Source organism: Variovorax sp. KK3 (assembly GCF_001984055.1).
Lineage (GTDB): Bacteria > Pseudomonadota > Gammaproteobacteria > Burkholderiales > Burkholderiaceae_C > Variovorax.
The window spans coordinates 34,464-52,140 of record NZ_LYVO01000009.1; the positions used below are offsets into that span (position 1 = coordinate 34,464).

The 17,677-nt window shown below is 66.0% G+C and carries 16 protein-coding genes; 5 read left to right on the forward strand and 11 right to left on the reverse strand.

Features of this window, described 5'->3' with window-relative positions:
• The first annotated feature begins 183 nt into the window (after positions 1-183).
• Positions 184-1,773 (forward strand): phospholipase D family protein, encoded by a 1,590-nt coding sequence (locus B0W80_RS06585; RefSeq protein WP_076998318.1) that lies wholly within the window; start codon positions 184-186, stop codon positions 1,771-1,773.
• Between the two features lie 13 nt (positions 1,774-1,786).
• On the opposite strand, the gene B0W80_RS06590 is transcribed toward B0W80_RS06585, so the two are convergent.
• The gene (locus B0W80_RS06590; RefSeq protein ID WP_076998319.1) at positions 1,787-2,305 is read right to left on the reverse strand and encodes a YgjV family protein; all 519 of its coding nucleotides are present in this window, start codon (positions 2,303-2,305) and stop codon (positions 1,787-1,789) included.
• Positions 2,306-2,603: 298 nt separating this feature from the next.
• Here B0W80_RS06590 and groES point away from each other — a divergent pair, with 298 nt between their 5' ends.
• Together groES and groL are read left to right on the forward strand one after the other, a co-directional pair.
• The gene (groES, locus tag B0W80_RS06595; RefSeq protein WP_076998320.1) at positions 2,604-2,894 is read left to right on the forward strand and encodes a co-chaperone GroES; all 291 of its coding nucleotides are present in this window, start codon (positions 2,604-2,606) and stop codon (positions 2,892-2,894) included.
• 32 nt (positions 2,895-2,926) lie between these two features.
• On the forward strand, positions 2,927-4,579 hold the full coding sequence (gene groL / locus B0W80_RS06600) for a chaperonin GroEL (RefSeq protein WP_076998321.1): 1,653 nt from the start codon (positions 2,927-2,929) through the stop codon (positions 4,577-4,579).
• Positions 4,580-4,653: 74 nt separating this feature from the next.
• Here groL and B0W80_RS06605 read toward each other — a convergent pair whose 3' ends face one another.
• The 3 genes from B0W80_RS06605 to tal all read right to left on the reverse strand — a co-directional run bounded on the left by B0W80_RS06605 (position 4,654) and on the right by tal (position 7,573).
• Positions 4,654-4,992, reverse strand: coding sequence for a DUF805 domain-containing protein (locus B0W80_RS06605; RefSeq protein WP_076998322.1), 339 nt, complete (start codon positions 4,990-4,992; stop codon positions 4,654-4,656).
• A 77-nt stretch (positions 4,993-5,069) separates the two neighbouring features.
• Positions 5,070-6,623, reverse strand: coding sequence for a glucose-6-phosphate isomerase (pgi, locus tag B0W80_RS06610; RefSeq protein ID WP_076998323.1), 1,554 nt, complete (start codon positions 6,621-6,623; stop codon positions 5,070-5,072).
• Positions 6,620-7,573 carry a transaldolase gene (tal, locus tag B0W80_RS06615; RefSeq protein WP_076998324.1) on the reverse strand — a complete coding sequence of 318 codons (954 nt, stop codon included), beginning with the start codon at positions 7,571-7,573 and terminating at the stop codon, positions 6,620-6,622. Before tal ends, pgi begins: the two co-directional genes overlap by 4 nt.
• Before the next feature lie 107 nt (positions 7,574-7,680).
• On the opposite strand from tal, the gene B0W80_RS06620 reads away from it, so the two are divergent.
• Entirely contained in the window at positions 7,681-8,358 is a 678-nt protein-coding gene (locus B0W80_RS06620; protein ID WP_256856507.1) for a lipocalin family protein, read from the forward strand.
• On the opposite strand, the gene B0W80_RS06625 is transcribed toward B0W80_RS06620, so the two are convergent.
• Positions 8,334-8,969, reverse strand: a complete 636-nt coding sequence (locus tag B0W80_RS06625) for an HAD family phosphatase (protein WP_076998326.1) — start codon at positions 8,967-8,969, stop codon at positions 8,334-8,336. The two genes, B0W80_RS06620 and B0W80_RS06625, sit on opposite strands and share 25 nt — an antisense overlap.
• A gap of 147 nt (positions 8,970-9,116) precedes the next feature.
• On the opposite strand from B0W80_RS06625, the gene zwf reads away from it, so the two are divergent.
• Entirely contained in the window at positions 9,117-10,586 is a 1,470-nt protein-coding gene (gene zwf / locus B0W80_RS06630; RefSeq protein WP_076998327.1) for a glucose-6-phosphate dehydrogenase, read from the forward strand.
• Between the two features lie 28 nt (positions 10,587-10,614).
• On the opposite strand, the gene B0W80_RS06635 is transcribed toward zwf, so the two are convergent.
• From B0W80_RS06635 to B0W80_RS06660, 6 genes are all read right to left on the reverse strand, one after another.
• Positions 10,615-11,610 (reverse strand): ABC transporter ATP-binding protein, encoded by a 996-nt coding sequence (locus B0W80_RS06635; RefSeq protein ID WP_076998328.1) that lies wholly within the window; start codon positions 11,608-11,610, stop codon positions 10,615-10,617.
• Entirely contained in the window at positions 11,607-12,605 is a 999-nt protein-coding gene (locus tag B0W80_RS06640; RefSeq protein WP_076998329.1) for an ABC transporter ATP-binding protein, read from the reverse strand. Before B0W80_RS06640 ends, B0W80_RS06635 begins: the two co-directional genes overlap by 4 nt.
• A 132-nt stretch (positions 12,606-12,737) precedes the next feature.
• The gene (locus tag B0W80_RS06645; protein WP_076998330.1) at positions 12,738-13,649 is read right to left on the reverse strand and encodes an ABC transporter permease; all 912 of its coding nucleotides are present in this window, start codon (positions 13,647-13,649) and stop codon (positions 12,738-12,740) included.
• A 61-nt stretch (positions 13,650-13,710) separates the two neighbouring features.
• Entirely contained in the window at positions 13,711-15,306 is a 1,596-nt protein-coding gene (locus B0W80_RS06650; protein WP_076998331.1) for an ABC transporter substrate-binding protein, read from the reverse strand.
• A gap of 26 nt (positions 15,307-15,332) precedes the next feature.
• Positions 15,333-16,586 (reverse strand): M20 aminoacylase family protein, encoded by a 1,254-nt coding sequence (locus B0W80_RS06655; protein ID WP_076998332.1) that lies wholly within the window; start codon positions 16,584-16,586, stop codon positions 15,333-15,335.
• Complete coding sequence (locus tag B0W80_RS06660) at positions 16,586-17,566, reverse strand: ABC transporter permease (protein ID WP_076998333.1); 981 nt, start codon at positions 17,564-17,566, stop codon at positions 16,586-16,588. The genes B0W80_RS06655 and B0W80_RS06660 overlap by 1 nt, the downstream gene beginning before the upstream one ends.
• Positions 17,567-17,677 lie beyond the last annotated feature (111 nt).

The window sequence follows — 17,677 nt, forward strand, 5'->3', positions numbered from 1 at the left end:
TGCCGCCCGGAGAAGCCAGAAATCAAAACCCGCCCTCTGGATGTTGTTGAGAGTGATTCGCATTTTACAGTCTGATCGTTCAGTTCTGAAACGATTACCCCTCATGAACGTGTTTCCGGTGCTGGTACGGCAAGGCTACGATGCGCAACGCCTGCGCCGGCAAGTGCATTCGGCTCGTGCTCCATGACCCACACCTTGACCCAGCTTCTGTTGCCGCTCCTGCGCGTCGCCCTCATTGCGCTCGCCGGCCTGGCCGCCGGCTGTGCGAGCCTGCCGCCGCCCGAGCCGCAGCCACCGCAGAGCGCAATCCCCGGCTCGCCGGCGACCGAACTCGGTCGCGTGACGGCCCCGTTCTATGCGCAGGCGACGGGACTTTCGGCGGTTCGCCCAGTGCCCCAGGCCGGCGTGGCACTGGACGCGCGCCTGGAGTTGATGCGCCGCGCCCAATCGTCGCTGGACGTGCAGACCTACCAGATCGGCAACGACAAGACGGGCCGCCTGATCCTGCGCGAGTTGCGCGACGCCGCACGCCGCGGCGTGCGGGTGCGGCTGCTGCTGGACGACTTCTATACCGCAGGCCTCGACCCGCTGCTGCTGGCGCTGGCCGCCGAGCCCGGGGCACAGGTGCGCCTGTTCAATCCCTTCGCCAACGGCCGCGGGCACATGGCCACGCGCTGGCTCGACTTCTTCACCGACTTCCGCCGGCTCAACCACCGGATGCACAACAAGCTGTTCATCGCCGACGGCGCCATCGCCATCGCGGGTGGGCGCAACCTCGCAGACGAGTATTTCCTGCGCAGCGACCTCGCCAACTTCATCGATTTCGAGCTGCTGATGGCGGGCCCGGTGGTACAGGAATCCGCGAGCATCTTCGACAGCTACTGGAACAGCGACGTGGTCTACCCCGTGCAGCGCGTGGCACACGCGGCCGAGCCGGCGCCGCAGCTCGCCGCCGCTTTCGAGGCAGCCACCTCGGAACGCGAAGCGCCTCGGCCGGAGCCGCCACCGGCGACCGACGTCTTCGGCGAGCCACCGTTGGCCACACAATTGGCGCGTGGCGAGCTGAAGTGGATGCGCGCCGACGCTCATGCGGTGGCAGACAGCCCGAACAAGGCACTGGGGATTCGGCCGCCAGGCGTGCAAACGCTGGCCCAGCAATTTCACGCCACGCTGGGGACCACCGCGCAGTCGCAGGTACTCGTGATATCGCCCTACTTCATCCCCGGCGACGAAGGCATGGCGCGCATCCGCGCGGCGCGCGAGCGCGGCATCCGCATCACGGTGGTCACCAACTCGCTGGCCGACAGCGACGAGCCGCTGGTCAACGTCAACTACAACCGCTACCGCGTGGCCATGCTTCAGGAAGGTGTGGAACTGCTCGAAGTCAGCACGCGCCAGCTCAGGCGCAGCGCGCAGATCCGCCGGCTGCTGCGGCAGGCGCGCGGCCGGTTGCACGCCAAGCTGGCCCTGCTCGACAACGAATGGGTGCTGCTCGGTTCGATGAACCTGGACCCGCGATCGGAGCGGCTCAATACCGAGTTCGGCGTCAAGGTGCACAGCTTCGAGTTGGCGTACGCGCTGCGCATCGCCTACTCGCTCGACTCGTTGGAGGGTGTCTACCGCGTCGAGCTGCAGCCGGACAAGCAGAACGTGCAGTGGGTCGGCACGGGCGACGAGCACAACGAGGTGCTCGACGACGAGCCAGACTCCAGTCTGCTCACGCGGCTGCAACTGCTCCTGTTCTCGTGGTTCGTGCCCACGGACCAGTTGTAGCTTTGCAGGAGGCTCAAGCCGCGCCGAGCGGGCGACGGGCCTTCCAGGCGCCGAGCAGTGCTGCCGCGCCGCCGGCGGTGTTGGCGATCATCTGCCACCAGGAGTTGTAGGCCCAGGCGTTGTACATCCAGAGGGAAGCCACCAGCACCATGGCCAGCCGCAGGCCGGTGCCCCGCAGGTAGAACATGGCCCAGGTGCCGACCAGCGAGCCTGCGCCCGTGCAGACGGTGGTCCATCCGTTCCAAGTCAGGGCGCTGGCCACCAGGGTGATCGACACCATCGCGAGGAACGCGGCCAACCGGATGCGGTTGCTCCGGTTCTGTACGGCCTCGGCCGAGGCTTGGCGCCCCACGGAAATCGCGCTGAGTGCAGCGGCCGTGTGAGCCCCGATCAGCAAATTGTTGACCGCCCAGATCGCCGACGCGATGCCGGTCGAGGCGCGAAGCGACCGGTCGTTGGTGCCGACCAAGCCGCGAACATTGAGGGAAAGTGCGACGAGTCCGGTCGCGTGAATGAGGTGGGTGGCGTCCATTGGAGATGCAGAAGGACGAAGCGCCCATCGAGGCGTGGATTCTACCGAGCCCGCTCAGGGTTAACCCTGAATTAGAAGAGAAGTCCGTCACGAACCAAGCCCATCGCTTCGCCGACCGCGGGCGCGGCTTGCCTGCTCGTCGATACCCAGCGAATGGCAAGCCCGCCTTGAAAGCCAAAAATTTGCCCTTATGATTAGCACTCGCTGAAGAGGAGTGCTAACACCTCGCTTCCAGTGACAGGCCAGCCGGCAACCCCAGTCCGGCGCCAAAAACCCCCGTTTCTATCCAGGAGATGCAATGAACCTTCAACCTTTGGCCGATCGCGTGATCGTCGAGCGCATTGAAAGCGAAACCAAGACTGCCTCGGGCATCGTGATTCCCGACAACGCAGCCGAGAAGCCCGATCAAGGCAAAGTGCTGGCCGTCGGCCCAGGCAAGAAGAATGACAAGGGCGAACTCGGCGCCATGAGCGTGAAGGTCGGCGATCTCGTGATCTTCGGCAAGTACAGCGGCCAGACCGTCAAGGTCGATGGCAAGGAACTGCTGGTCATGAAGGAAGACGACCTGTTCGCGGTCGTCGTCAAGTAATCAATCCCCTTTTCTGAATTCGGAGAAAACTCATGGCAGCAAAAGACGTAGTGTTCGGCGGCGAAGCCCGTGCACGCATGGTCGAAGGCGTGAACATCCTGGCCAACGCGGTCAAGGTCACGCTGGGCCCCAAGGGCCGCAACGTGGTGCTCGAGCGCTCTTTCGGCGCCCCCACGGTGACGAAGGACGGCGTGTCGGTCGCCAAGGAAATCGAACTCAAGGACAAGCTTCAGAACATGGGCGCCCAGCTCGTGAAGGAAGTGGCTTCCAAGACGTCCGACAACGCCGGTGACGGCACCACCACCGCGACCGTGCTGGCCCAGGCCATCGTTCGCGAAGGCTTCAAGTACGTTGCCGCCGGCATCAACCCGATGGACCTGAAGCGCGGCATCGACAAGGCGGTTGCCGCCCTGGTCGAAGAGTTGAAGAAGGCCTCGAAGGCCACCACCACCTCGAAGGAAATCGCACAAGTCGGCTCGATCTCGGCCAACAGCGATGAAACCATCGGCAAGATCATCGCCGACGCGATGGACAAGGTCGGCAAGGAAGGCGTGATCACCGTCGAAGACGGCAAGTCGCTCGACAGCGAACTCGACGTCGTCGAAGGCATGCAGTTCGACCGCGGCTACCTGTCGCCCTACTTCATCAACAACCCCGACAAGCAAAGCGCGATCCTCGAGAACCCGTTCGTGCTGCTGTTCGACAAGAAGATCAGCAACATCCGCGACCTGCTGCCCACGCTGGAGCAAGTGGCGAAGGCCGGCCGTCCGCTGCTGATCATCGCTGAAGAAGTCGAAGGCGAAGCCCTGGCGACGCTGGTGGTCAACACCATCCGCGGCATCCTAAAGGTCGTGGCCGTCAAGGCGCCTGGCTTCGGCGACCGCCGCAAGGCCATGCTCGAAGACATCGCCATCCTGACGGGCGGCAAGGTCATCGCCGAAGAAGTGGGCCTGACCCTCGAGAAGGTGACGCTGGCCGACCTCGGCCAAGCCAAGCGCATCGAAGTGGGCAAGGAAAACACCATCATCATCGACGGCGCCGGCGCCAACGGCGACATCGAAGCCCGCGTGAAGCAGATCCGCGTGCAGATCGAAGAAGCCACCAGCGACTACGACCGTGAAAAGCTGCAAGAGCGCGTGGCCAAGCTGGCCGGCGGCGTGGCGGTGATCAAGGTCGGTGCCGCGACCGAAGTCGAAATGAAGGAAAAGAAGGCCCGCGTCGAAGACGCCCTGCACGCCACCCGCGCTGCAGTGGAAGAAGGCGTCGTGGCTGGCGGCGGCGTGGCACTGCTGCGCGCCAAGCAAGCCGTGGGCGACAAGCTCAAGGGTGACAACGTCGACCAGGACGCCGGCATCAAGCTGGTGCTCAAGGCCGTCGAATCGCCGCTGCGCGAGATCGTCTACAACGCCGGCGGCGAAGCCAGCGTGGTGGTCAACAACGTTCTGGCCGGCAAGGGCAACTATGGCTTCAATGCGCAGAACGACAGCTACGGCGACATGCTCGAGCTGGGCATCCTGGATCCGACCAAAGTGACCCGCACCGCGCTGCAGAACGCCGCCTCGGTGGCCTCGCTGCTGCTGACGACCGAAGCCATGGTCGCCGAAGCGCCGAAGGACGACGCGCCTGCCGGCGGCGGCATGCCCGACATGGGCGGCATGGGTGGCATGGGCGGCATGGGCATGTAATCAGCCCCGGCCCTTCAGCCAACAAAAAAACCCGCGGTGTGAGCCGCGGGTTTTTTTATGGACCGGTCAATCGCTCAGGCTGCGACGAAAGGCGGTGCCCCGTATTCGTTGCTCTCCGGCTGGCTGGGCTGAACCGAAAAGTAGAGCAGCACCAGGTTGACCAGCGGGATCAGCCCCAGCAGCAGCCACCAGCCGCTCTTGCCGATGTCGTGCAGCCGGCGTGCGCCAGCCGACAGCAGCGGCAGCAAGAACGCAAGGATGACCAGGCCATAGACCACCTCATGAATGAGGCCGGCCACGATCACCAGGATCACATAAGCCAGCACGAACCACCAGTATTCCGAGCGCGAAGCACGGCCGCTGAAGTCCACGTACTTGCTGAAGCATGTCTTGACGGCTTCCTGAAAATTCATTGAACAACTCCTCTTGATAGTTCCCACGGGTAAGCTCCCGGGGCCATCATAAGGGGCCATCCGCCGGCATTTGATGACTAGCGCAGGCGCTGCAGCAACCCGGCCGTGGAAGCATCCAGACCGCCGATTTCACCCGAAGCCAGGCGCGGCTCGATGTCCTTGGCCAGCACCTTGCCCAGCTCCACGCCCCACTGGTCGAAGCTGTTGATGCCCCACAGCGCGCCACTGGTGAACACGCGGTGCTCGTACATCGCGAGGAAGGCCCCCAGGGCTTCGGGACTCAGCTCGTCGAAGACGAAGAAGCTGCTCGGCCGGTTGCCCGGGAAGTTGCGGTGTCCGCCGGCGTCTTCCTTGCCGACCATCAGCGCCTGAGCCTGCGCCAGCGCGTTGGCCAGCAGCTTGGGGTGATGCCCTTCCAGGTCGTGCGAAGCCTGGCGCACGGCGATGAACTCCAGCGGAATCACGTCGGTGCCCTGGTGCAGCATCTGGAAGTAGGCGTGCTGGCCATTGGTGCCGGGTTCGCCCCACAGCACCGGCGAGGTGCCCAGCGGCAGCGCTGCGCCGCTCGCGTCGACCTGCTTGCCGTTGCTTTCCATCTCCAATTGCTGCAGGTAGGCCGGCAGGCGCTGCAGGGCGCTGTGGTAGGGCGCGATGCTACGGCTACTGAAGCCCAGGAAGTTGCGGTACCAAACGTCGAGCAGCCCGAGGCGCACCGGCAGGTTCTGTGCCAGCGGGGCCGTGCGGAAATGCTCGTCCATCGCATGCGCGCCGGCCAGCAGGCGGCGGAAGCCCTCGGGTCCGATGGCCAATGCGATCGGCAGGCCGATGGAAGACCACAGCGAGTAGCGGCCGCCCACCCAGTCCCAGAAGCCGAAGGTGGTTTCGATGCCGAACGCCCGTGCCGCCTCGACATTGGTGGTGAGCGCGGCGAAGTGATGGGCGATGTCGGCGTTGCCCGACTGCTCGAACCAGCGCTTGGCCGAGTGCGCATTCGCCATGGTCTCGGCCGTGGTGAAGGTCTTGGAAGCGATCAGGAACAGCGTGTGCTCCGGCGCCAGGCCGCGCAGCACGCCGGCCAGTTCGTGGCCATCGACGTTCGATACGAAGTGAAAGCGCTTGCCGGGCGCCACGAAGGCGTCGAGGGCGCGCACCACCATCTGCGGGCCCAGGTCGGAGCCACCGATGCCGATGTTGACCACGTCGGTGATCGTGTGGTCGGCACGCACCCGCTCGGCATAGGCCAGCATCGCGTCGAGCGTGGCATGCACGTCGGACAGCGGACCGGCGAGCGCCGCCGGCACCGGCATCGAGGCAGGCGCCCTCAGCAGCGTGTGGAGCACGGCCCGGTCTTCGGTCGCGTTGATGTGCTCGCCGGCGAACATCGCGTCCCGATGGGCTTCGAGCCCCGCCTCGCGGGCCAGCGCCAGCAGCAGGTCTTCGGTCTTGGCGTCGATCAGGTTCTTCGACAGGTCGGCGAACAGGTGCGGGCCCTGTTGGCTGAAGGACGTGAAGCGCTGCGGATCGTCGGCAAAGGCGCGGCGAAGATCGAAGCCGCGGCCCGCGGCCTCGTAGTGGGCCTGCAGGCGTCCCCAGGCAGCGGTGCGGTCGCAGCGGGTGCGGTTGGGCGTCATTCGATGTCCTCCATCAGTTTCTCGAGCTTCACGGCATCGGCCGCGAAGGCGCGGATGCCCTCGGCCAGCTTCTCGGTGACCATGGCGTCCTCGTTCAATGCGAAACGGAAGGCAGGCTCGTCCAGCACGAGCCGCGGAATGTCGAGCGACTGCGCCGCCCCCGCGTCGAGCGCATGCGCGAGCGGCGCGTCGCTCGCAGCCAGTTCGGCCAGCAGGTCGGGGCTGATGGTCAGCAGATCGCAGCCTGCCAGGGCGGCGATCTGCCCGACGTTGCGGAAGCTCGCGCCCATCACTTCAGTACGGATGCCGTGCTTCTTGTAGTAGTCGAAGATCTGGCGCACCGACTTCACGCCGGGGTCGTTGGCACCCGCGCGGGCGGCTTCATCCCAGGTGGTGCCCGCCGTCTTCTTGTGCCAGTCGTAGATGCGGCCGACGAAGGGCGAAATGAGCTGTACGCCTGCGGCACCGCAGGCCACCGCCTGGGCAAAGGAGAACAGCAGCGTGAGGTTGGTATGGATGCCCTGCTCCTCCAACTGCCGTGCGGCCTTGATGCCTTCCCAGGTGGCGGCGATCTTGATCAGAACGCGCTGGCCGACGTCGATGTCCGCAGCGCGATAGAGCGCCACGATGCGCTGCGCGCGCGCCACGGTGGCCGCCGTGTCGAAGCTCAGCCGGGCATCGACTTCGGTCGACACGCGCCCCGGGATCAGCGAGAGGATCTCGGTGCCGAAGCGCACCAGCAGGCGGTCGATGACTTCGTCGGTCTGGAGGTGCCCGTGCTGCTTGACGGCCTCGTCCAGCAGCGGCCGGTACTCGGCCTTCTGCACCGCCTTGAGGATCAGCGACGGGTTGGTGGTCGCGTCTTGCGGCTTGAACTGGGCCAGCTGGCGGAAATCACCGGTATCGGCCACCACGGTGGTCCACTGTCTGAGGGCATCGAGTTGGTTCATCCGGCCATTATCCCGCCGCACAACTACAGGTCGTGTCGTCCCCGGCTGACGGGCCGAAAAACGACCCGGCGCTACGGTTTGAGTCTTTCCAGATTGGAGGAATGCCCATGTTCTCTCGGAGCCAAGCGCCTGCGCCGCCGCCGCCACGCGTCGTCTTCGACGACCGCGTCCACAGTGCGTCCATCGGCACGCTGACGACCGCTTTTTGCGTCGGCGGCCTGCTGACCCTGCTGGCCTTCAATAGCGCTCGTGCCTCGCGCAATGCCCGCCTCGCCGGCCCGGCTGACGGTGCGCCGCTCATGCGCGCGCCACTGCAGGTGGTGGCCCCGGTCGACCTGCAGCGTTACGTGGGTCTGTGGCACGAGCAGGCACGCCTGCCCAACCGGTTCGAAAAGAGCTGCGCAGGCCCTGCGACGGCCGAGTATTCGCTGCTGGACGATGGCACGCTGGAGGTGCGCAATCGCTGCATCCTGCCCGACGGGAGCTTCGACGAGACGGTGGGTGTGGGGCGCACCTTGCCGGTCGCTGGGCAACCCGGCGCTGGCCGGCTCGAAGTGTGCTTCGCGCCGGCATGGCTGCAATGGCTGCCTGCGGTGTGGGGCGACTACTGGATCCTCAAGCTCGATCGCGACTACCAGGTGTCGCTGGTCGGCACGCCCGACCGCCGCTACCTGTGGGTGTTGTCACGCGTTCCGCGCCTGGACGATGCCGCGCTCGAAGCCGAACTGGCCTATGCCGGTTCGCTGGGCTTCGACGTGAGTCAGGTCGAGCGCACAGGCAGGTAGGCCGCGAGCTGCGCGGGCAGCGCGCTCGGTGCCGTGCAGTGGATGGCGGCCCATCCCAGCGCCTGGGCCGCCTCGACGTTGGCGGCGGAATCGTCGATGAAGACGGTTTCCTCCGGCCTCAGCGCATAGCGCGCACTCAGCATTTCGTAGATTCCGCGGTCCGGCTTGAGGATGCGCACGTCGCCAGAAAAAATGCCGCCATCGAACCAGCGAAAGAAGGCATGGCGCTCCACGAGGGCGCGCGCGAACGGCACCGACATGTTCGAGAGGTAGTAGAGCCGCAGGGCCTCACCCTCTTCGCGGCGCGCGCGCAGCTGGTCGAGCAGTTCGAGCGTGACCTGGATCGGCTCCAGCCGCTCACCCAGCGTTGCCAAGGTTTTCTGCAACTGCGGCTCGGGCAGTGAGAGCCGCAGCGCCATGCGGCCGATCGCATCGTCCATGCCGTGTGTGCCGCGGTCGAAGCCCAGCCAGTCTTCATGCCCGAACATCTCGCGGGCCAGCGCGTGCGCAGCTTGCGCCGTCATCGTGCGCGGCGCCACGGCCGCATGCACGAGCGACACCGGCTCCCAGTTCAGCAGCACCGCACCCAGATCGAAGACCACGTTCTTCATTGCATTCCGTCGAGAAAAGAATCGGTCCGCTGTGGACCGGCCGCGAGCTTAAGCGAAGTCGAAGTCGCCGAGAGGACAGGCTCCGTTACCATTCGCAGGCGTGCCGAGCGCACGGCCTCACCACGACTCCAACACGGGTTTGCATTCATGAGTTTTGACCTCGTCCTCTTTGGCGGCACTGGCGATCTCGCGTGGCGCAAGCTGATGCCGGCGCTGTTCCAGGCCTTCCGGCACGGCAGCCTGCCCGAAGACGGCCGCATCATCGGCGTGGCGCGTGACGACCTGTCCGACGATGCTTACCGCGAGCTGATCCAGTCGCGCTTCGCCGCGGTGGAAGGCGCCAAGCGGCCGAGCGCGGAGGAGTTCAAGAAGTTCGCTTCGATGCTCCATTACCTGCGGATGGACCTGTCCAAACCGGACGACTATGCGAAGCTTGCCGAGCTGCTGCAGCGCCGCGACGCCAGCACGGTCGTCATGTACCTTGCCACCGCGCCGGGCCTCTTCACCCAGGTGGTGGAGCAGATCGCCGAAGCGGGCCTCAACGGACCGAAGACGCGCGTCGTGCTCGAAAAGCCACTGGGCCACGACCTCGCCTCGAACCGCGCCATCAATAAGGCCGTGTGCAAGGTGCTGGCCGAGCACCAGGTCTTTCGCATCGATCACTACCTGGGCAAGCCCTCGGTGCAGAACCTGTTCGCGATGCGCTTCGGCAATGCGCTGTTCGAACCCATCTGGCGCCGCGAGCACATCGCGAGCATCGAGATCACCATTGCCGAAGACCTGGGCGTGGAGAAGCGAGGCGCGTTCTACGACCAGACCGGCGCCTTGCGCGACATGGTGCAGAACCATGCGCTGCAGCTGGTCTGCGCGCTCGGCATGGAGCCGCCGATCAATGCCCATGCCGACGCCATCCGCGACGAGAAGCTCAAGGTGCTGCGCGCGCTCAAGCCGTGGACCGCGGAGTCCATCGGCCTGCACGCCATCCGCGGGCAGTACGCGGCCGGCACCGCCTACGGCGAGCGCGTGCAAGGCTACCGCGACGAACCCGGCGTCGACCCGAACAGCCGCACCGAGACCTTCGTGGCGCTGCGCACCGAGATCGCCAACTGGCGCTGGGCCGGGGTGCCGCTCTACATCCGCACCGGCAAACGACTGGCCTCGCGCGACGCCCGCATCGAGGTCAACTTCAAGCCGACGCCGCACGCCATCTTCCGCGCGCCGACCGGGGCCGCCAACAAGCTGGTGATCAACTTGCAGCCGAAGGACGGCCTGGAATTGCACATGCTCGCCCAGGCCCAGGACAGCCGCCAGCGCAACGGCAACCGCCGTGCCGGCCCGCAGCTGGCGCCGGTGCAGCTCGACCTGGACTTCGACAAGCGCTTCGGCTCCGAGCGCGTGGGTGCCTACGAGCGCCTGCTGCTCGACGTGATCGACGGGCGGCTCAACCTCTTCGTGCGTAGCGACGAGCAAGAAGAAGCCTGGCGCTGGGTCGAGCCGCTGATCGACAGCTGGGCTTCGGACGGCGCGCCGCGGTCGTATGCGGCCGGCACTTGGGGGCCGAGCGCGTCGAGCGCGATGATCGCGCGCGACGGCTTCTCCTGGAGCGAAGAGCAGTAGGGCGTCGACGCCGCGAAGAGGGCAGGAACTAGATCCGCCCCTCTTCCACCGCGTGACAGGCGACCTGCACGCCCCGCAGCACTTGCAGCGGCGGCCGCTCGGCCTTGCAGCGCGCATTGGCATGCGGGCAGCGCGGATGAAAGGTGCAGCCGGTGGGCGGATTCAGCGGGTTCGGCACCTCGCCCTGCACCGGCGTGCGCGCCTCCCCGGTGTGCTTCATCTTCGGAATCGCTTCCAGCAGCATTCGCGTATACGGATGCTGCGGCGTCTCGAACAACTTCGCCTTGTCGGCCACCTCCACCAGCCGGCCCAGGTACATCACACCGACCTGATCGGCCACGTGGCGCACCACCGCCAGGTTGTGAGAGATGAACAGGTAGGTCAGGCCTCGCTGGCGCTGCAGGTCCTTCATGATGTTGAGCACCTGCGCCTGCACGCTGACGTCGAGCGCCGAGGTGGGCTCGTCGCAGACCAGGAATTCCGGCTGCGTGGCCAGTGCCCGGGCGATCGAGATGCGCTGGCGCTGGCCTCCGGAAAACTGATGCGGGTACTTGGCCATGTCCAGCGGGCTCAGGCCCACCGACTGCAGCAGTTCGCCGACGCGTGTGCGCAGTGCCGGACCTTCCTGCAGGATTTCGTGCTCGCGCAGCGGCTCACCGACGATGTCGCGCACCAGCCAACGCGGGTTGAGGCTGGCGTACGGGTCTTGAAAGATCATCTGGATGCGCCGGCGCAGCTTGCGGCCTTCGGCGCTCTTGAAGCCCGCATGGGCATCCAGTCCATCGAAATGCATGCCGCCGCGGGTGGGCTCGTACAGGCCCACCAAGAGGCGCGCGACGGTGCTCTTGCCGCAGCCGGATTCACCCACCAGCGCCAGCGTCTTGCCGCGCTCGATGGAAAAGCTCACGCCATCCACCGCATGCAGCAGCAGGCGAGGCTTGCGCTCGAGCACGCGGTTGAGCCAGGGCGGCGAAACGTCGAAGACCTTGGCGAGGTCGTTTGCCTGGACGAGGGTGCCGTTCATGCGGCGATACCGTCGATGGCCGAATGGCTCTGGCTGTGCGCGTCGTGCAGCCAGCAGGCGGCCCGGGTGGCCCCGGCGTTCAGCAGGTCGGGGCGATCGACCAGGCAACGGTCGAACACGCGCGGGCAGCGCGGGTTGTAGGCACAGCCGCGCGGAATGGCGTTGAGCCGCGGCATGGCGCCGTCGATCTGGTTGAGGCGCTCGCGGTCCATCGTCATGTCGGGGATGGCGGCCATCAGGCCCGAGGTGTAGGGGTGCGCGGGCTGGTGGATGACCTCCTGCACAGGGCCGATCTCGGCGATGCGGCCGGCGTACATCACGGCCACCCGGTCGCAGGTTTCGGCGATGACGCCCATGTCGTGGGTGATCAGCATGACGGCCGCACCGCGCTCTTTGCAGATGCGCTTCAGCAGCGTGATGATCTGCGCCTGGATGGACACGTCCAACGCGGTGGTGGGCTCGTCGGCGACGATTAGCTTGGGCTCGGCAGCCAGCGCGAGCGCGATGACCACGCGCTGGCGCATGCCACCGGAAAACTGGTGCGGGTAATGGTCGATGCGCTGCTCGGCGCCCGGAATGCCGGTGTCCTGCAGCAGTCCGATGGCGCGCCGGCGGGCCTCGTCTTCGCTCACCGGCAGGTGGGTGCGAATGGTTTCGGTGAGCTGCCGACCGATGGTGTAGAGCGGATTGAGCGAGGTCAGCGGGTCCTGGAAGATCGCGCCGATCTTGCGGCCGCGGATGTGGCGCATGGCCTCGTGGCCCAGGTTGTCGATGCGCTGGCCCTCCAGCACGATGCGGCCGGCGGCCACGCGGCCGGGCGGCTCGAGCAGGCCGATGATGGCGGCGCCGGTCAGCGACTTGCCGGCACCCGATTCGCCGACCACGCCGAGGATTTCGCCCGGCGCGATCTCGAAGCTGATGTCGTCCAGCGCGCGCAGCGTGCCGCGCCGATGCGGGAACTCGACCACCAGGTTCTGAACTTGCAGAAGACTCATGTCATTCTTCCAATTCGGCCCGCGAAGCGCGGCCTGTTCGGGGAACACCGCGGAACCGGCTTTGCTGGGCCGCTGGTGTTGCCCCCTTGAGGGGGGAGGCGGCTACGCGAAGCGAGCAAGCAACGGGGGTGGTCATCTCAAGCGTGGATTGAGGGCATCGCGCAGCCAATCGCCCAGCAGGTTCACGCTCAGCGCGATGATGATCAGCATCAGGCCCGGGAAGACCGTGATCCACCATTCACCCGAGAACAGGTAGTCGTTGCCGACACGAATCAGCGTGCCCAGCGAGGGCGAGGTGGGCGGCACGCCCACACCCAGGAACGACAGCGTGGCCTCGGTGATGATGGCGGTCGCGACCTGGATGGTGGCCAGCACCAGCACCGGCCCGAGTACGTTGGGCAGCACGTGGCGGCGCATGATGCGCCAGGGCGAAACGCCCGTCACGCGCGCGGCCTGCACGTATTCCTTGTTGCGCTCCACCAGCGTCGAGCCGCGCACCGTGCGCGCGTACTGCACCCAGCCGGTGAGCGAGATCGACAGGATCAGCACGCCGAAGGCCACCGAGTCGTGTGCATTGGGGAACAGGGCCCGCCCGACGCCGGCGATCAGCAGCGCGACCAGGATGGGCGGAAACGACAGCATCACGTCGCACACGCGCATCAGGAAGGCGTCGAGCCAGCCGCCCCAGAAGCCGGCCAGCAGGCCGAGCGCGACTCCGGCCAGCACCGACATTGCCACCGACACCAGCCCGACCACCAGCGAGATGCGCGCCCCGTAGATGAGCGCGGACAGGATGTCGCGTCCCTGGTCGTCGGTGCCCAGCAGGTATTTGCGGGTGCCTTCGGCTTCCCAGGCCGGCGGCAGGCGTGCATCGCCGAGCTCGAGCGCGGCCAGGTCGAAGGGGTTGTGCGGCGACACCCATCCGGCGAAGACCGAACAGAAGACACAAACGAAGGCGATCGCGGCCGCCGCCATGGCGACCGGCGAGGTACGGAAGCTGTGGCCGATGTCGCTGTCGAGCCAGCGGGCCAGGGTTTTATTCATCGGGGGGCTTGAAAAGCGGGCCTGCATGGCAGGCCCGCGGAGTCATGTGGCATCGCGAAGCTCAAGGCTTCGGCGCCGCCTTGATGCTCATCCACTTGAAGAACATGAAGTTGTCCGCGAGTTGCGTCAGCTCGACGTTCTTGCTGACACCCCAGGCCAGCGACTGCTGGTGCAGCGGCAGGTGGCCGATGTCGTCGGCGTGGATCTTGAAAGCTTCCTTGATGAGCTCGGTGCGCTTGCCCTTGTCGGTCTCGGACTGGATTTTCTTGGTGACCTCATCGAGCTTGGGGTTGCAGTAGGCACCCAGGTTGAACTGCCCTGCCCCCTTGTCGTCAGGGCAGGCGGTCAGCGAGCTCAGCGCGTTGTGCGCGTCGTAGGTGGTCGGGGTCCAGCCCAGCAGGTAGAAGCTGGTGTCGCGGCGCAGGATCTTCGGGAAGTACGTGCCCTTGGTCTCGGCAGCAAGATTGATCTTCACGCCGATGCGGGCGAGGCTGGCCGCCACGCTCTGGCAGGTCTGGCCGTCGTTCACGTAGCGGTCGTTCGGGCAGTTCATGGTGACCTCGAAGCCGTTGGGATAGCCGGCGTCGGCCAGCAGCTTCTTCGCGCCTTCCACGTCGTAGGGCAGGCGCTTGTCCTGTGCCTCGGTCCAGCCGTTGATGCCGGGGCCGACCAGCAGCGCCGTGGGCCGCGACGCCCCGCGCATGACGGTGCGCTGGATGCCGTTGATGTCGATGGCCTGGTAGAAGGCCTGGCGCACGCGCTTGTCCTTGAAGGGGTTCTTGCCCTTGACGCTCGAGTACTGCAGCTCGTCGCGTTTCTGGTCCATGCCCAGGAAGATGGTGCGCAGCTCGGGGCCGGTGATCACACGGGCGTTGGGGCTGCTGTTGATGCGCGCGACGTCCTGCACGGGCACCGGCTCCATCACGTCGACTTCGCCCGATACCAGGGCTGCGACGCGCGTCGCCGGATTGGCGATGGGCGTGAACACGATTTCCTGCGCGTTGCCGTCGATCTTGCCCCAGTAGTTGCCGCTGCGGACGAACACGGTGCGCACGTTGGGCTGGCGCTCGCGCACGCGATACGGGCCGGTGCCGTTGGCCTTGAAGGACGCCGTGTTCTCGATGCCCTTGCGGCGATCGACCGGGTTGACCGCCTGGTTGGCCTCGCACCACTTCTGGCTCATGATCATGATCTGCGTGATCACGTCGGGCAGGATGGGGAACGGCGCCTGCGTTTCGATCTCGACCGCCGCGTCGCCTACCTTGCGGACCTCCTTGATCTCGCTCACGTGGGCTTTCATGTCCGAGCCTTCGCCGGCGGCGCGGCGGAAGCTGAACACCACGTCCTCGGGCGTGAAGGGCGTGCCATCGTGAAATTGCACGCCCTTGCGCAGCTCGAAGCGCCAGACGGTGGGCGAGGTCTGCTTCCAGGAACTGGCCAGCAGCGGAGCCAGGCTCAGGTCCTTGTTGCGGCCCACCAGGCTTTCGTAGACGTTGGAAGTCACCGACAGCTGCAGCGATTCGTTGAGCGAATGCGGATCGAGCGACAGCGAATCCCCCTGGTTCGCGATGCGAATGGTCTGCGCATGGAGCGGCATTCCCAGCGCACCCAACGCACACAGGGTGGCCACGACGGCCAGCTTGTTTCTCAGATTCATAAAAGCACTCCTCAGGTTGGTTGGGTTCACGATGCCACGGAGACCGCGACGTCCACGGTGGTTCGGTCGAAGGCACTCGGCGGCATGCTCTGCTCGATCAGACCCGCATGAAGCGCGGCGCCGAGGGGCAGGATCTCGTCGTTGAAGTCGTAGCGGCTGTTGTGCAGGAAAGCGCCCCCGCGGGCGTCCTGGCCGATGCGTAAGTAGGCACCGGCCTTCTTCTGCAGCATGAAGGAAAAATCCTCGGCGCCCATGCTCGGCTCCATGTTGCGCTCGACGTTGTGCGCGCCCACCAGGGCCTGCGCCACGTCGCCGGCGAACATCGCCTCGGGCGCGGTGTTGATGGTGGCGGGGTAGATGCGCTCGAACTTCACCTTGGCGGTTGCGCCGAAGCCAGCGGCGACCGCGCTGCAGAGTTCGCCGAGGCGCTGCTCGACTTGCTGTTGTACCCGTGTGCTGAACGTGCGAACGGTGCCCACGAGGGTCGCCTTGCCCGGCACGACACTCATCGCGCCCAGGTCGCCGGCCTGTACGGCGCAGATGCTGATGACGGCAGCATCGATGGGGCGCACGTTGCGCGAGACGATGCTCTGCACGGCGGTGATGATGTGGGCCGACACCAGCACCGGATCGATGGTGAGGTAGGCATGCGCGCCATGGCCGCCCTTACCTTCGACCTCGATCGTGACACGATCGGCCGCGGCCATCATCGCGCCGCGGTTGATGCCGACGGTGCCCGCGGGCAGGCCGGGCCAGTTGTGCATGGCGTAGACGGCATCGACGGGGAAGCGTGCGAAGAGGCCGTCTTCGATCATGGCCTTGGCGCCGGCAAAGCCCTCCTCGCCGGGCTGGAAGATCAGAACGGCCGTGCCGTCGAAATCGCGCGTCTCGGCCAGGTAGCGGGCGGCGCCGACCAGCATGGCGGTATGGCCATCGTGGCCGCAGCCATGCATGAGGCCCTTTTTTTCCGAGCGCCAGCCGAAGTCGTTTTCTTCGCACATCGGCAGGGCGTCCATGTCGGCGCGCAGGCCGATCATGCGGCCGCTCGCGTTCGATCGACCCCGGATGACGCCCACCACGCCCGTGCGGCCGATGCCCGGATGGATCTCGTCGACGCCACAGGCGCGCAAGGACTCCTGCACCCTGCCGGAGGTGTAGATCTCTTCGAAGCCGAGTTCGGGGTGCGCGTGCAAGTCGCGGCGGAAGGCGGTGATCTCGGGATGAAAGCGGGCGATGTGCGCGAAGGCACGGCCCGAGGCTTGAAAGCGCGGGCGGTCCATCAATGCCCCCCCGCCTTGCCGATGCGCAACCGCGGATCGACCACGAAATACAACAGGTCCACCACGAGGTTGATGACCACGAAGATCAGAGCGATCAGGCAGAGGTAGGCCGCCATCACGGGAATGTCGGCGAAGGTCACTGCCTGGATGAACAACAACCCCATGCCGGGCCATTGGAAGACCGACTCGGTGATGATCGCGAAGGCAATCAGGCCGCCGAGCTGAAGGCCGGTGATGGTCATGACCGGTACCAGCGTGTTCTTGAGTGCGTGTCCGAAGTGAATGACGCGGTCGGACAGGCCACGTGCGCGTGCGAACTTGATGTAGTCGGTGCGCAGCACTTCGAGCATCTCGGCGCGCACCAGACGCATGATGAGCGTGAGCTGGAAGATGGCCAGCGTCACGGCCGGCAGGACGATGTGGTGCCAACCGTCGACGCGCAGCAGGCCGGTGCTCCACCACCCCAACTGAACCGTGTCGCCGCGGCCGAAGCTCGGGAACCAGCCCAGCACCACGGCGAACACCAGGATCAGCAGGATGCCGATCAGGAAGGTGGGCAGCGAGACGCCGAGGAGCGAAACGGTCATGAACACCTGGCTCATGAAGGTGCCTCGCCGCAGCGCCGTATAGACGCCCATCGGGATGCCGACCAGGAGCGCCATCAAAGCGGCCACCAGCGCGAGTTCGAGCGTCGCAGGGAAGCGCTCACCGATCAGCCGGGAGACCTTGGCACCCTGACGCAAGCTGAGGCCGAATTCGCCTTGCGAGGCATTGACCAGGAAGTGCCAGAACTGCACGAAGAAGGGCTTGTCGAGCCCGAGGCCCGCGCGTAGCTCGCGGATCTGCTCTGGCGTCGCGTCTTGCCCCAGCAGGAACACGACCGGGTCGCCTACGTACTGGAACAGAAGAAATGCGATGAAGGCGACCGAGACCATGACGATCACGGCCTGGATGAGGCGGCGCAGTACGAAAGCAATCATTCAGCAGAGCACGTTTCAACGATGCTAGCAGAGCAAACCGCGTGCCCATGGGGTGCTTCCCCGGGGTTGCGGTTTGCTCGAAGCCAGAAGCGAGTGCGGCACGCTCCGGAC